Annotated in this window: 14 protein-coding genes; 1 reads left to right on the top strand and 13 read right to left on the bottom strand. The window is 63.2% G+C overall.

Annotated features, from left to right (window positions below; translation table 11 throughout):
* Window positions 1–62: 62 nt before the first annotated feature.
* The 13 genes from FJ546_RS05745 to puuE form a co-directional block, all read right to left on the bottom strand.
* Complete coding sequence (locus FJ546_RS05745) at window positions 63–902, bottom strand: alkaline phosphatase family protein (RefSeq protein WP_140888457.1); 840 nt, start codon at window positions 900–902, stop codon at window positions 63–65.
* A gap of 97 nt (window positions 903–999) precedes the next feature.
* Window positions 1000–2589 carry an ABC transporter substrate-binding protein gene (locus FJ546_RS05740; RefSeq protein ID WP_140888456.1) on the bottom strand — a complete coding sequence of 530 codons (1590 nt, stop codon included), beginning with the start codon at window positions 2587–2589 and terminating at the stop codon, window positions 1000–1002.
* Between the two features lie 109 nt (window positions 2590–2698).
* Window positions 2699–4369 (bottom strand): ABC transporter ATP-binding protein, encoded by a 1671-nt coding sequence (locus tag FJ546_RS05735; protein WP_140888455.1) that lies wholly within the window; start codon window positions 4367–4369, stop codon window positions 2699–2701.
* Complete coding sequence (locus FJ546_RS05730) at window positions 4369–5193, bottom strand: ABC transporter permease (protein ID WP_095789423.1); 825 nt, start codon at window positions 5191–5193, stop codon at window positions 4369–4371. Before FJ546_RS05730 ends, FJ546_RS05735 begins: the two co-directional genes overlap by 1 nt.
* A 10-nt stretch (window positions 5194–5203) precedes the next feature.
* Window positions 5204–6163 (bottom strand): ABC transporter permease, encoded by a 960-nt coding sequence (locus tag FJ546_RS05725; RefSeq protein ID WP_140888454.1) that lies wholly within the window; start codon window positions 6161–6163, stop codon window positions 5204–5206.
* Window positions 6164–6179: 16 nt separating this feature from the next.
* The gene (locus FJ546_RS05720) at window positions 6180–7766 is read right to left on the bottom strand and encodes an ABC transporter substrate-binding protein (RefSeq protein ID WP_140888453.1); all 1587 of its coding nucleotides are present in this window, start codon (window positions 7764–7766) and stop codon (window positions 6180–6182) included.
* 154 nt (window positions 7767–7920) lie between these two features.
* Window positions 7921–9906 (bottom strand): CocE/NonD family hydrolase, encoded by a 1986-nt coding sequence (locus FJ546_RS05715; RefSeq protein ID WP_140888452.1) that lies wholly within the window; start codon window positions 9904–9906, stop codon window positions 7921–7923.
* Window positions 9907–9986: 80 nt separating this feature from the next.
* Entirely contained in the window at window positions 9987–10400 is a 414-nt protein-coding gene (locus FJ546_RS05710; protein ID WP_095789426.1) for a type II toxin-antitoxin system MqsA family antitoxin, read from the bottom strand.
* A gap of 2 nt (window positions 10401–10402) precedes the next feature.
* Window positions 10403–10738 carry a type II toxin-antitoxin system MqsR family toxin gene (locus FJ546_RS05705; RefSeq protein WP_281405641.1) on the bottom strand — a complete coding sequence of 112 codons (336 nt, stop codon included), beginning with the start codon at window positions 10736–10738 and terminating at the stop codon, window positions 10403–10405.
* Window positions 10739–10767: 29 nt separating this feature from the next.
* On the bottom strand, window positions 10768–11361 hold the full coding sequence (locus FJ546_RS05700; RefSeq protein ID WP_140888451.1) for a nucleoside deaminase: 594 nt from the start codon (window positions 11359–11361) through the stop codon (window positions 10768–10770).
* Between the two features lie 5 nt (window positions 11362–11366).
* Window positions 11367–11867 carry an ureidoglycolate lyase gene (locus FJ546_RS05695; protein ID WP_140888450.1) on the bottom strand — a complete coding sequence of 167 codons (501 nt, stop codon included), beginning with the start codon at window positions 11865–11867 and terminating at the stop codon, window positions 11367–11369.
* Complete coding sequence (locus tag FJ546_RS05690) at window positions 11864–12727, bottom strand: bifunctional allantoicase/(S)-ureidoglycine aminohydrolase (protein ID WP_140888449.1); 864 nt, start codon at window positions 12725–12727, stop codon at window positions 11864–11866. The genes FJ546_RS05695 and FJ546_RS05690 overlap by 4 nt, the downstream gene beginning before the upstream one ends.
* Before the next feature lie 10 nt (window positions 12728–12737).
* Window positions 12738–14156, bottom strand: coding sequence for an allantoinase PuuE (puuE, locus tag FJ546_RS05685; RefSeq protein ID WP_140888448.1), 1419 nt, complete (start codon window positions 14154–14156; stop codon window positions 12738–12740).
* 183 nt (window positions 14157–14339) lie between these two features.
* On the opposite strand from puuE, the gene uraH reads away from it, so the two are divergent.
* Window positions 14340–14714 carry a hydroxyisourate hydrolase gene (uraH, locus tag FJ546_RS05680; protein ID WP_140888447.1) on the top strand — a complete coding sequence of 125 codons (375 nt, stop codon included), beginning with the start codon at window positions 14340–14342 and terminating at the stop codon, window positions 14712–14714.
* The last annotated feature ends 3 nt before the right edge of the window (window positions 14715–14717 follow it).

Raw genomic sequence — 14717 nt, 5'->3', positions numbered from 1 at the left:
CAGGGCGTTCGAAACTCGAAAAGCCAAGCAATTGGCTTTTCGTTCGCTGCGCGAACCGCTTCTCACCTCAAGAAAGGCTTCGCCTTCATCGTCGCCGGCACCGGTACGCCGAGCCGGCTCAGCACCGTCGGCGCCAGCTGCAACTGGTCGAGCAGCGTATCGGCCTCAGGCCCTTGGCCTTGTCCGAAATAATACAGCGCGAAATCCTGCATCTCGTCATCATGGCCGCCATGGTGGCCGCGGTCGGTCTGGCCATGGTCGGCGGTGACCATCACCTCGTAGCCGGCCGCGATCCAGCCCGGCAGGAAGGCGGCCAGCATGCCATCCATCGCATAGACCGCATGGTCCATCTCGTGGCAGCCATGGCCGAAGCGATGGCCCATGGAGTCCAGTGTGCAGGTGTGCAGGATGCCGTAGTCGATGCCGTGGCGTTTGGTCAGCATGGTCAGCGTCGCGAACAAATCGACATCGCTCGGCGTCATCTGGTTGCGGGCGTTGTAGCCGGTCATGGTGTGGAAGCGGCCATGCGTGATCGGCCCGCCTGGCTCGTCATATTCCATGTCCTCGACCAGGTCGAACGGGTAGGAGCGGAAGAATTCCGACCAGTAGGAATGGGTGACCGCCCCGGTCTTGCCTCCGGCCTTGCTGACTTCCGAGAAGATGTCGGGCTGCGCGACTCGGAACCGATTCTCGTTGGAGAGGATGCCATGCACCTGCGGCGACACGCCGGTGTGGATCGAGGCATAGCAGCAGGCCGAGGTCGACGGCAGCACCGAGCGCATCTTCCAGACCCGCGCCTCGCCCGATTGCACCCAGCCTTCGAGATTGCCCATCAGCCGGCGCCAGTTGCGAAAGGGAACGCCGTCGAGGATGATCAGCAGAAGCTTGGATTTGAGCGCCATGGGCTGCTCCATGAGGTTTGGCAGTTGAAACGGGAACGCCGCGTGCCATTTCGGGCACACGGCGTTCTTACACGTGAATCAGACAGGCAGGGTCCGGCTAAGCGTTGAGCCAGCACTCACCAAGCGCGTAGCCATCCATCATCTCGCCGATTGGGCTCTTGGCAAAGCCGCCGATCTTGTTGGTGGCGGCCGCGTCGATGAACTGGTTGAAGAACGGCACGATCAGGCCGCCCTCGTCGCGCATCAGCACCGCCATGTCGTGGTAGATCGCCTTGCGCTTGGCTTGGTCGAGCTCGCCGCGCGCCGCAAGCAGCATCTTGTCGAATTCCGGCCGCTTGAAGCGCGTGTCGTTCCAGTCGGCGGTCGAGACGTAGCCGGTGGAATACATCTGGTCCTGCGTAGCGCGACCGCCCCAGTAGGAGAGCGAGAAGGGCTGCTTGTTCCAGACTTCCGACCAGTAGCCGTCGCCGGGCTCGCGCTTGATCTCGATCTTGATGCCGGCCTTGGCACAGGACTGCTGATAGAGTTGGGCGGCGTCGACGGCGCCGGGGAAGGCGACATCGGAAGTGCGCAGCAGGATCGAGCCGCTGTGGCCCGACTTCTTGTAGAGAGCGGCCGCCTTTTCCGGGTCGAACTTGCGCTGTTCGATGTCGGTCGAAAACAGCGGGTAGGCTTCGTTGATAGGGAAGTCGTTGCCGACCGAGCCATAGCCGCGCAGGATCTTCGTCAGCATCTCCTCGCGGTCCATGGCGAGTTTCAGCGCCATGCGCAGGTCGTTGCTGTCGAACGGCGCGGTGTCGCAGAACATGTTGAACGGGTAATAGCCCTTGCCCGACACGTTCTCGATGCTGACGCCGGGGATGCGCTTGACCAGGTCGACGACCTTGGGCTCGACGCGGTTGATCATGTGCACCTGACCGCCCTGCAGCGCGGCAAGCCGCGCGGTGGCGTCATTGATGACGACGATCTCGATCTGGTCGGCATGGCCTAGTCTGTCGCCTTGCCAGTAATTGGCGAAGCGCTCACCGCCATGGCGCACGCCCGGCTGGTTGACGGTGACCTTGTAGGGACCGGCGCCGATGCCGGCATTGGGATTGTCCTTGCCGCCATTCGGCTGGATGACGAGGTGGTAGTCGGCCATCAGATAGGGGAAGTCGGCGTCGGCATCGCCGAGCGTGACGATGACTTCCTTGCCGCTTGCCTTGACGCCCTTGATGTTCTTGAGGATGCCGAGCGCCCCGGATTTGGACTTTTCGTCTGCATGGCGCTCGATGGTGGCGACGATGTCTTCCGCTGTGACGGTCTTGCCGTTGTGGAACTCGATTCCGTCGCGCACCTTGATCGTCCAGGTCTTGGCATCCTTGGAGGCGCCGATCTCTTGCGCGATCATATTGGTCAGGCTGTTGTCGGGCATCAGCCGGACCAGATACTCGCCCCACTGCTTGCCGAAGCTGTAGGTGACCTGGCTCAGGTTCAGCGCGGGGTCGAGGCTGTTGGTCGACTCGCCGCCCTGCAGGCCGGCCTTGAGGATGCCGCCCTTGACCGGCGTCTGTGCGAAGGCTTTCCCGGCCAGCGTCGTTGCCAACGCCGCCGACACACCCAGTGCCGCCGTGCGGCCAAGGAAGTCGCGCCGCGATATCCGGCCCTGGCCGGCGAGATCGGCGAGATGGTCGAGTTCCGTCTTCATGTTCCTACCCCTTGTTGAAAAACAACGTCACGGGCAGCGCCCGTCCGGAAGGACGTGTGACGCTTTCGTGTTGCATCTGGATGACGACAGCCGCCCGACCAGCAGGTCGTTAGTTCCCCGCGCTGGCCATGCGCCGCCCCTTGATCGCCTTTTCCAGCCAGCCGATCTCCATCTCCGGGACCGACGACAGGAGAAGGTCGGTATAGGCGTCGAAGGGCGGCGTCAGCACCGTGCTCTTGGAGCCGTAGCGAACCACCTCGCCGCGGTACATCACCGCGATCGAATCGGCGATCGACTTCACCGTGGCAAGGTCGTGGGTGATGAACAGGTAGGCGACGCTTTCCTCCTTCTGCAGCCCAAGCAGCAGTTCGAGTATGCCGTGCGCCACCAGCGGGTCGAGCGCCGACGTCACCTCGTCGCAGATGATCAGCTTCGGCTTGGCGGCGAGCGAGCGGGCGATGCAGACGCGCTGCTTCTGGCCACCTGAAAGTTCCGCCGGATAGCGGTCGATGAAGCCCTTGCCCATTTCGATCTTGTCGAGCAGTTCGGCGACCCGGGCGTCGCGTTCCCTGCCGCGCATGCCGAAATAGAATTCGAGCGGCCGGCCGATGATGGTGCCGACGGTCTGGCGCGGGTTCATCGCCACGTCGGCCATCTGGTAGATCATCTGCAGCTGGCGCAGATCTTCCTTCGGCCGGTCGGCGAGCCGGTTGGCGAGCGGCCGCCCGTCGAAGGTGACCGTGCCTTGCTCGGGCGGCAAAAGGCCGGTGATGGCGCGCGCCAGTGTCGACTTGCCGGAACCGGATTCGCCCACCACGGCCAGCGTCTGGCCGGGGTAGATGTCGACCGACACGTTCTTCAGCACCTTGACGTGGCCGCCGCCATAAGCGGCGGTGACGTTCTTCACCGACAGGAACGGCGTGGCGCCGGGGCTCTGCTCCTGATGCTCGATCTCATGCACCGAGACCAGCGCGTTGGTGTACTCCTGGCGCGGCTCCTTGATGATCTGGCGGGTATCGCCCCATTCGACCAGCCTGCCATGGCGCAGCACCATGATCTCGTCGGAGACCTGGGCGACGACGGCAAGGTCGTGGGTGATGTAGAGCGCCGCCACATGCGTGTCGCGGATGGCGTCCTTGATCGCCGCCAGCACGTCGATCTGCGTCGTCACGTCGAGCGCCGTTGTCGGCTCGTCGAAGACGATCAGGTCGGGTTCCGAGCACAGCGCCATTGCCGTCATCACGCGCTGCAGCTGGCCGCCCGAGACCTGGTGCGGAAAGCGTTCACCGATGGTTTCCGGGTTCGGCAGGCTGAGCTTCTTGAACAGCGCGACGGCGCGCTTTTCGGCCTCGGCGCGTGTCGCCGTGCCATGCAGCAGCGTGGCTTCCACCACCTGGTCCATCAGCCGGTGCGCCGGGTTGAAGGCGGCCGCCGCCGACTGCGCGACGTAGCAGACCTCGCGGCCGCGCAGTTTACGGAAACCTTCCTTGCCGCCCTTCAGGATATCGCGGCCGTTGAGGATCACTTCGCCGCCGGTGATGCGCACGCCGCCACGGCCATAGCCCATCGACGACAGGCCGATGGTCGACTTGCCGGCGCCGGACTCGCCGATCAGGCCCAGCACCTTGCCCTTTTCCAGCGTCAGCGAGACATCGTGCACCAGCACGATGGTCTTTGGCGCTTCGCCGGGCGGGTAGACCGTGGCCTCGATGCGCAGGTTCCTGATATCGAGCAGCACGCCTGGCTTGGGTTGTCCGGGCTTCGCGTTGCTGTCAGCCATCACCCGCGTCCTCCCTTCAGGCTTGTCGTGCGGTTGAGGATCCAGTCGGCAACAAGGTTGACCGAGATGGCGAGCGCGGCGATCGCCCCCGCCGGAATGAGTGCCGCGGCAATGCCGAAGACGATGCCGTCCTTGTTCTCCTTGACCATGCCGCCCCAGTCGGCGTCCGGCGGTTGCACGCCAAGGCCGAGGAAGGACAGCGTCGACAGGAACAGTACCGCATAGATGAAGCGCAGGCCAAGTTCCGAAACCAGCGGCGACAGCGCATTGGGCAGGATCTCGCGGAAGATGATCCAGGCGCTGCCTTCGCCGCGCAGCTTGGCGGCCTCGACATAGTCCATGACGTTGATGTCGACGGCGACCGCGCGCGACAGGCGGTAGACGCGGGTCGAGTCGAGAATGCCCATGACCAGGATCAGCGTCACCAGGTTCGTCGGCAGCACGGAGAGCACGACCAGGCCCATGATCAGGGTCGGGATCGACATCAAGAGGTCGACGAGGCGCGACAGGATCGTGTCGAACCAGCCGCCGAACACCGCCGCCGAGAAACCGAGTATGGCGCCGAGCGAGAAGGACAGCGCGGTGGCCAGCACGGCAATGAACAGGGTGATGCGCGCGCCGTAGATCATGCGCGATAGCAGATCGCGGCCGAGATTGTCGGTGCCCAGCCAATGCGCGGCCGACATTGGTTCCCAGACGTCGCCGACGATCTCGGCATTGTCGTGCGGCGAGATCCATGGCGCGAAGATCGCCGCCAGCACGAACAGGGCGGTCAGCACCAGGCCGATCAGGGCAGGGATGGGGATGCGTCTTATATCGAGCATGCCCGCCCCCTCACTTCGGATGCCTGAGCCGCGGATTGGCGACGATCGCCGCAATGTCCGCGATGATGTTCAGGCTGATATAGACGGCGGCGAAGATCAGGCCGACCGCCTGCACCACCGGCACGTCGCGCTTGGTGACGTGGTCGACCAGATACTGTCCCATGCCTGGGTAGACGAAGATCACCTCCACCACGACAACGCCGACGATGAGATAGGCGAGGTTGAGCATGACGACGTTGATGATCGGCGCGATGGCATTCGGGAAGGCATGCTTGCGGATGACGGCGAAGGCCGAGAGCCCCTTGAGCTCTGCCGTCTCGACATAGGCCGACTGCATGACGTTGAGGATGGCGGCACGCGTCATGCGCATCATGTGGGCGAGCACCACCAGCGTCAGCGCCGTCGCCGGCAAGGCGATCGCCTGCATCCGCTCGCCGAAGGGCATGCCGTCATAGACGGTCGAGATGGCGGGGAACCATTGGTGCTGAACCGCGAAGTAGAAGACGAGCAAGTAGCCGATGAAGAATTCCGGGAAGGAGGTCGAGGCGAGCGCCAGCCCGGAGATCAGCTTGTCGACCCAGCCATTGCGGAAACGCACCGCTATCAGGCCGAGCGTTATGGCCAGCGGGATGGCGACGATCGCCGCCCAGAAAGCGAGGAACAGCGTGTTCCACAGCCGGCCCTTGATCGAGGTGGCGATGTCCTGGCCGCTCGACATGGCGGTGCCGAGGTTGCCGGTCAGCACGCCGCCGAGCCAGTGGAAATACCTGACATAGGCCGGATCGTTGAGACCGAGCTGTTCGCGCAGATTGGCGAGCGACTCCGGCGTCGCCGATTGTCCCAGAATGGCTTGCGCGACGTCGCCGGGCAGGATTTGCGTGCCGGCGAAGATCAGGACCGAAATGGCCAGCAGAAGGAGGATGCCCAGCGCGATGCGCTGGGCAATTAGCTTCAGGATGGGTGAGGACATCTCCGCAAAGCCGGACTCAGGCTTGCAGCCAGCACTTCGCCAGGGCGTAGCCGTTCATCAATTCCTGGTGCGGATCGTCCACCCAGCCATCGACCTTGGCGCCGGTGGCGTCGATGAACTGGTTGAACATCGGCAGGATCAGACCGCCTTCGTCACGCACCATGACGGCCATGTCGTGGTACATCTGCTTGCGCTTGGCCTCGTCGAGCTCGGCGCGCGCCGCCAGCACCAGCTTGTCGAAGTCCGGGCGCTTGAAACGCGTGTCGTTCCAGTCGGCGGTCGACAGATAGGCGGTCGAGTACATCTGGTCCTGCGTCGAACGCCCGCCCCAGTAGGAAGCGCAGAAGGGCTGCTTGTTCCAGACCTCGTTCCAGTAACCGTCGCCGGGCTCGCGCTTGAGCTCGATCTTGATGCCGGCCTTGGCCGCGCTCTGCTGGAAGAGCTGCGAGGCGTCGACCGCGCCGGGGAAGGCGACGTCCGAGGTCCTCAGCAGCACGGTGCCGTCATGACCGGACTTCTTGTAGTGGAACTTGGCCTTGTCGGGATCGTACTTGCGCTGCTCGATTTCGGTGAACAGCGGATAGGACGCGTTGATCGGGAAGTCGTTGCCGAGCGAACCATAGCCGCGCAGCACCTTGGTCAGCATCTCTTCGCGGTCGATGGCGAGCTTCAGCGCCATGCGCAGGTCGTTGTTGTCGAAGGGCGCCGTGTTGCAATGCATGATGAAGACATAGTGACCCGGACCCGCATGGTTGCGGATGGTCACGCCCGGCACGCGCTTGATCAGGTCGACGATCTTCGGCTCGACGCGGTTGATCATGTTGACCTGGCCGCCCTGCAGGGCCGCCGTGCGCGCCGTCGCGTCGTTGATGACGATGACTTCGATCTGGTCGGCATGGCCCATCTTGTCGCCCTGCCAGTAATTGGCAAACCGTTCGGCGCCATGGCGCACGCCGGGCTCGTTGGTCTTGACCACATACGGGCCGGCCGAAATGCCGGCATCCGGCTTGTCCTTGCCGCCATTGGGCTGGACGATCAGGTGGTAGTCGCTGAGCAGGTAGGGAAGGTCGGCATTGGCCTCCTTCAGCGTCAGCACCACTTCCTTGCCGCTGGCCTTGATGGTGGCGATGCCCTTCATGTAGCCGAGCGCGCCTGACTTGGACTTCTCGTCCGAGTGGCGCTCCAGCGTGGCGGCCACGTCCTCGGCGGTCACGGTCTTGCCGTTGTGGAATTCGACGCCATCGCGGATTTTCAGAGTCCAGGTCTTCGCGTCGTCGGATGAGCCGATCTCTTCGGCGATGCGGTTCTCGAGCTTGCCGTCCGGCGACAGCTCGACGATCATTTCGCCCCAGCACTTGCCGAAGGCGAACGGCACCTGCGTCATCATCAGCGCCGGATCGAGACTGTTGGTGGATTCGCCGCCAACCAGGCCGGCCTTCAGCGTGCCGCCCTTGACCGGGCCTGCCGCGCGCGCAGCACTTGAAAGCAGCGAGTTGGCGAAGGGCGCGGCGATGCCGAGCGCTGCCGCCCGGCCGAGAAAATCACGACGGCTCAGCTTGCCTGCAGCAACGCGCCGGCTCAGGAATTCCAGTTCGTTCGACATTTTAAGTTCCTCACTCTGTTGGTTCGACTCTGCGGTCGATTTTTGTTGTTAATTCTCCCTGAATAATGAGGGTAAGCTAATGCCGTAAGCAAGACCGAATGCGACATGCCGTGGCGTAAATCGTACGTCGCATTTGGACCAAGGGCGTCAGCGCTCAAACAAGCGCACGTGGAATTTTCTCCTCGAAATTGCGCTCGAAGACGATTTTTTCGCCCTCATAGGCCTCGATTCTGGCGCTGACGATAAAGTTTTGTGCGTCCGATCGCATCTCGGCCCATATCTCGGTTCGCACCGACCATCCATTTCGCGACAGTGTCTGTGTCCAGTGTGTTTTCCCAGAGGCTGACAATGGATTGTCAGGATGGATAGCCCAGGTCTCGCGGGCGATGCTGCCATTGACCAGGCCGTGGTCGAGATCGCGCACCTCGCCGAAATCATCCGCAATGGAAAGCGTGATGATTCCGGTCTTTTCGTCGCGATCGACATGGCGTTCGGAATTCGCTGCACGGGTCGTCTCGGTCGCCCAGGGCGCAGCACCTTCCGGCTCGGCGAACGTCGCTTCGTCGCCTTTCGCCAGCGGGCGCAGCGGCAAGGCAAGCGTCGCCGCCGACAAGCTCAACTGCACCGGCTCCGGCGACGGCCAGATCATAGGCCAATAGGCGTTCGACACGGCGACGCGCAGGCGGTGGCCGGCCGGCACGCGGTAGGCGCATTGATCGAGCACGACGCGCGCCGACACGGTCTCGCCCGGCGCCAGCGCCTGCGGGAATTCGTGCGAGTCGCGATGCGTCAAATTGAGCACGCCATAGGAGATCAGTTCGGAAGCGCCGTCGGGATGGACGTCGCAGAGCCGCACCGCGATGTTGGCCTGCGGGCGATCGGAAGCGAACGTGACCTCGACTTCCGGCGCGCCGACAATGTCGATGGTCTCGGCGAGTTCCGGTTGGTCGAAACACACCGACAGTGCGTCGTCGGGACGCTGGTCGCCCGGCAATTCCGGACCGAAGGTGAACGGAAAATATTCGCCGCCGGCGAGCCCACAATTCTGCGGCGAGGCGACAATGGCTGGTTGGCTCCCCTTGGGCAGCAGTTCGATGGCCTGGGTCTTGATCGCGGGTGACGGCCATTGTTGCTCGGCCACCCAACGGCCGGGCCGCTCGGAGTGCCAGCGCGCCGGGCGCACGCTGTCCATCACATAGGCGCGGTAGGCGGGATCGTCCTCGACGCCGGTCTCGATGCCCTTCAGCCAATGGTCCCACCAGCGTAGCGCCTCCTGCAGGAAGCCGATGGCCGGCTGGGGGCCGGCATAGTGCGGGTATTTGTGGATCCAGGGGCCGACAATGCCCTTGACCGGCGCCTCGATGTTGGTGACGAGGTGCGAGATCGTGTTGCGATAGCCGTCATGCCAGCCGCCGATCGACAGAACGGCGGCCTTGACGGCCGAAAAATCCTCGCAGATCGAGCCGCGCTTCCAATAGGCGTCGCGATGCTGGTGGCCGAGCCACAGCGGCAAAAGGAAGGGCTGGTTCTCCAGCCGGGTCAGCCACAGATCGCGCCATCTGTTGTCGCCGGCGATCAGCGGGTCCGGCGGCCGCGACGAGTAGGAGAGCATGGTCGAGGCCCAGCCGAAATTCTCGATCAGCAGGCAGCCGCCCTTGTAGTGGATGTCGTCGGCATAGCGGTCGACCGTCGAGCACAGGCTGATCACCGCCTTCAGCGCCGGCGGCTGTTTGGCTGCAACCTGCAGGCAGTTGAAGCCGCCCCAGGAGATGCCCATCATGCCGACATTGCCGTTGCACCAGGGTTGAGCCGCCGCCCAGGCGATCACGTCGCAGGCGTCCTGCAATTCCTGCTCGGAATATTCGTCATCCATCAGCCCTTCGGAATCGCCATTGCCGCGCATGTCGACGCGGATCGAGGCGTAGCCGTGGCCGGCGAAATAGGGATGCGTCAGCTGATCGCGAAAAATGGTGCCGTCACGCTTGCGGTAAGGCAGGTGCTCGAGGATGACAGGCACCGGATCGTCGCCGGCATCCTCCGGCATCCACACCCTCGCGGACAGCCGGCAGCCATCCGGCATGATGATGCCCATATCTGGGAATTCAACGACCTTGCGGGGAAATTCGGTGACGGTTTTCATGGGTGCGCATAACGCCCCGAGGCGCCGCAAGTTTCAATCGCCATTCGCGACTGGAGCAGCGAATTATGCGACCTGTGCCGTTACCGCAATTCGTCCAGCAATTCGGGGTGTCTTTCCAGCAACGTCATCAGTTGGATGGTCGGGCCGCTAGGCTCGATCAGGCCTCTTTCATACTTGTCGAAGGCATTCTCGCCGACCTTGAACAGCGATCCCGCCTCGCGCTGTGACAGTTTGAGCTTTGTGCGCATCCGCCGGATGGTTGCTGGAGCGGGAACGCCGTCGATCTTTTCCTTGAGGGCGCGAAGAGCCGCGTCGACGGCAGTCATGTCGTCTCCAACATGCACACCTTCGCCCTGCGAAGCCGGATAGTAACCTGGCAGGTCGACAATCATGCTCTCGCCCTTATAGGTCACGGTGAATGGACGCACTTGACGCGTCAGGGTTTCCCCGGTTTCGGGGGAAATCATCGTTTCACTTCCTTCTCTTGTCGCCATGGTCACTTCTCCTTGAACGACATGACCGTGAACTCCGTCACACCATCTGCCTGGAATTTTACATAGAGAACCGCGTCGCGCGCAGGCACGTGGTAGACATCCTGCCAGATCCGATGATCCGCGAAAGTCGTCATCGACTTCACGAACATCTTGCGTGTCATGCTGTCGATCACTTCGACAATGCCGGCGCGATCAAAACCAAGACCGAGAGCGTCCCGCAGCGCGGATGTTGTGATTGCTAGCGTGTCCACGGACCCCAACGCCGTCTTGATCGCATCTAGATCGTAGGTGGGGTTTGCGTTTTTCCATGCTGCAATATGCCACCATAAAGGGGGCAATTCAAGGTGGATGATCCTGCGGCCGAAGGTTAGTTTAGTGGAATATCGTTCTCGCTCTTGCTCGCCTGGTAGGCGCCGGACAGCTCGTCGTAGCGTGCCGAGATATTGCCGATGCGTGTCTCCAGCCGCTGGCGTTCCGCCTCGGGCAGCGCCCGCACCATCCTGCGGATGGAAAAACTCTTCCAATAGGCATTCTGGGCATTGTAGCCGCCTGGGTCGAGAGTGAAGACCTCTTTCAGGATCTTCAGGTCGTGCGGGATTGCAAAACTGTCGCGCGAATCCTCGTGGCTGAAGAGGTAGTAGAAATTGTCGAAGCCGGTCCAGGTGATCGCCGACAGACAGAGCGAGCAGGGCTCATGCGTGGCGATGAACAGCGCGTCCTTGGTGTCGACCCGCTCTGCCCTAGGCATCTCGTAAAACCGCTTCAGGCAGTGCACCTCGCCATGCCAGAGCGGATTTTCGATCTCGTTGTTGGTTTCGGCCAGCACCAGCGAGCGGTCGTCCTTGCGCAGGATCGCCGCACCGAACAGCTTGTTGCCATGGGTAACGCCCTCGGCCGTCTTCGGCACGATATCGTGCTCGATGACGTCGAGCAGGCGGTCGATCAAAGAAATGTCGGTCATGGGGATCAAAAGCTTTCAGGGAGATGGATCTCGTAGGCGTGCGAGAAATGGAATTCTTCGAGGTTCGAGCCGTCGCCGCCGCGGTCGACGATCAGGAAATCCTGTGGCTCGCCAAGCGGCGTCAGCACGCCGTGCCAGAGATTGCGCGAATAGTTGATGCCTTGTCCGGGCGCGGTGATGAAGGCGTGGGGTTCGCCCGGCCCCTCCTTGCCGTCATGGCAGACGACGACCAGGAACGGACGCGGCGACAGCGGAATGAAGGCCTGGCTGCCGAACGGATGCCGCTCGACCATGGTCAGTTTCAGCGGCAGTTCGTAAGGCGTGCCGCGCACCATCGAGATCAGCACGCGCGCGCTCGGTCCCGTCGCCTCGGCGGTCGCCAGATCATGGTAGCGCTCGGCCTTGCCGCCATTGATCGGGTAGTGGTTGTCGCCGCCCATGTCGATCACATCGCCGAAGGGGGCAAAGGCCTCCCGGGTCAGCGGCCTCGCGACGATGCGGGTCACCGCGCGCGACCGCCGATGCCGGCCCCGCCGAGCTTGGCGTGCCGGTTGACGTCCTTGTAGAGCAGGTAGCGGAACTTTCCTGGGCCGCCGGCATAGCAGGCCTGCGGGCAAAAGGCGCGCAGCCACATGTAGTCGCCCGCCTCGACCTCGACCCAGTCCTGGTTGAGGCGATAGACCGCCTTGCCTTCCAGCACGTAGAGCCCGTGTTCCATGACATGCGTCTCGGCGAAGGGAATGACGGCGCCCGGCTCGAGCGTGACGATGGTCATATGCATGTCGTGGCGCAGATCGGCGGGATCGACGAAGCGTGTCGTCGCCCAGCGGCCTTCGGTGCCCGGCATCGGCGACGGCGCGACCTCCTGCTCGTTGGTGAAGAAGGCTTCCGGCACGTCGAGACCGTCGACCACGTCGTAGGCCTTGCGGATCCAGTGGAAGCGGACCGGCGCCTTGCTTTCATTGCGAACGGTCCAGCCGCTCGCCGGCGGCAGGAAGGCAAAGCCGCCGGGCCGCAACACATGCTTCTTGCCGGAAAGCAGAACGGTCAGTTCGCCCTCGACCACGAACAGGGCGCCTTCTGCGCCAGCGTCGGGCTCCGGACGGTCGCTGCCGCCGCCGGGCTCCACCTCGACAATGTATTGCGAGAATGTCTCGGCAAAACCGGACAGTGGCCGCGACAGGATCCAGACGCGGGTCTTGTCCCAGAACGGCAAGGCGCTGGTGACGATGTCCCGCATCACGCCCTTGGGAATGACGGCGTAGGCCTCGGTGAAGACGGCGCGGCCTGTCAGCAATTCAGATTGGCCGGGATGGCCGCCATGCGGTGCGTAGTAGGTGCGCTCTGGCATCCTGATCGTGTCCATGGGTTCAAACCTATTGCGGTAGCATGTCTCTGAGGCGGAGCAGCGCGATGCGCTCGACCTGTTTGCAGGCGGTCTCGAATTCGACGCCGCGGCTGTTGCCGATGCGCGCCTCGAACTCGGCGAGGATTTCCTCCTTGGTCTTGCCCTTCACCGCGATGATGAAGGGGAAACCGAAGGTGGTGACATAGGCGGCGTTGAGCTTGGAGAACAGTTCGCGCTCCTTGTCGGTCAGCGCGTCGAGGCCGGCGGAGGCTTGTTCCCTTGTCGATTCCGCCGTCAGCCGCCTGGCCTTGGCCAGCTTGCCGGCAAGGTCGGGATGGGCGTTGAGCACGCCCAGCCGCTCGGTCTCGCTGGCTGAACGGAAGATGCGGCAGAGCGCATTGTGCAGGCCGCCGGCTGTATCGTGCGCCGGGCCCAACTCCAGCTCGTAGGCCCGCTCGGCGATCCAGGGCGAATGCTCGAACACGCCGCCGAACGTGTGAACGAATGTCTCGAATTCCATCTTCGACGGGCGCAGCGCAGCCGGCTTGTAGGGATGGTTCTCCTGCCAGTGCTTGGCGATATCGATGCGCCGCGCCAGCCAGACCTTGTCATGCGACTTCACATAGTCGACGAAGCGCTTCAACGCCGCCACCCGGCCCGGCCGCCCGACGAGGCGGCAATGCAGGCCGATATTCATCATGCGCGGCTGCCCGGCCTGACCCTCGGCATAGAGCGTGTCGAAACTATCCCTGAGATAGGCGAAGAACTGGTCACCCGAATTGAAGCCTTGCGGCGTGGCGAAGCGCATGTCGTTGGTGTCGAGCGTATAGGGAATGATGAGCTGCGTGCCGCCGGCATGCTCGAACCAGTAAGGCAGTTCGTCGTCATAGGTGTCGGAGACGTAGTCGAAGCCGCCTTCTTCGGCCACCAACCGCACCGTGTTGACCGATGTGCGGCCCGTGTACCAGCCGGTCGGGCGCTGCCCCGTCACCTCGTAATGCAGTTTGATCGCCGCTTCGAGGTCGCGGCGCTCATCCTCGGCGCTATGATCGCGGTAGTCGATCCACCGCAATCCGTGCGAGGCGATCTCCCACCCGGCGTCCTGCATGGCCGTGACCTGGTCGGGTGAGCGGGCAAGTGCCGAGGCGACGCCATAGCAGGTCACTGGAACTTGCGACTCGCTGAACAGGCGCAGCAGCCGCCAGAAGCCGGCCCGCGCGCCATACTCGTAGATCGATTCCATGTTCCAATGGCGCTGTCCCACCCAGGGCGCGGCGCCGACGATCTCCGACAGGAAGGCTTCCGACGCCTTGTCGCCATGCAGCACGCAATTCTCGCCGCCCTCTTCGTAATTGACGACGAATTGCACGGCGACATGCGCCCCGCCGGGCCATTTCGGATCCGGCGGATTGGCTCCGTAGCCGCGCATGTCTCTTTCGTAACGCATTGCCCCTCCTGCCGGACACTGCCGGAAGTTGTGATCAGGATAGTCGAAAGGGTTGCCGCCGCATTCCCTTGAAATTTTTGAAAGTGTTTTTGTGCCGCTCCGCTCGACCGGGACTTATGCATCGCCTTTAATTGGCGCACAATTCATTGCTTTGTTCGACTGTATCGGGAATGGGAGGCGCCAGTGGCAGAAACGTCGAAAGCCGGCGGCGGACGTCTGACGACGCATGTCCTCGATACCGCGACTGGCAGGCCGGCGGCTGGGGTGTCGATCGCGCTCTATCGTCTTGACGGTTCGGCCAGGACGCATCTGAAGACAGTCGCGACCAATATCGACGGCCGTTGCGACGCGCCGCTGCTGGCGGGCGCCGAGTTCCGCGCCGGCGAGTATGAGCTGGTGTTCGCGGCCGGCGACTATCTGCGCGGCCAGGGCACAGAACTGCCGGAGCCGGCTTTCCTTGACAGCGTGCCGATCCGTTTCGGCATGGCGGAGGCAGTGCACTATCACGTGCCATTGCTGATCTCGCCCTATGGCTATTCGACCTACAGGGGGAGCTGAGGC

This window comes from Mesorhizobium sp. B2-4-19 (assembly GCF_006441315.1).
Classification (GTDB): Bacteria; Pseudomonadota; Alphaproteobacteria; order Rhizobiales; family Rhizobiaceae; genus Mesorhizobium.
The sequence above is the reverse complement of the archived record's forward strand: the minus strand, read 5'-3'. Positions and strand labels throughout refer to the sequence as shown.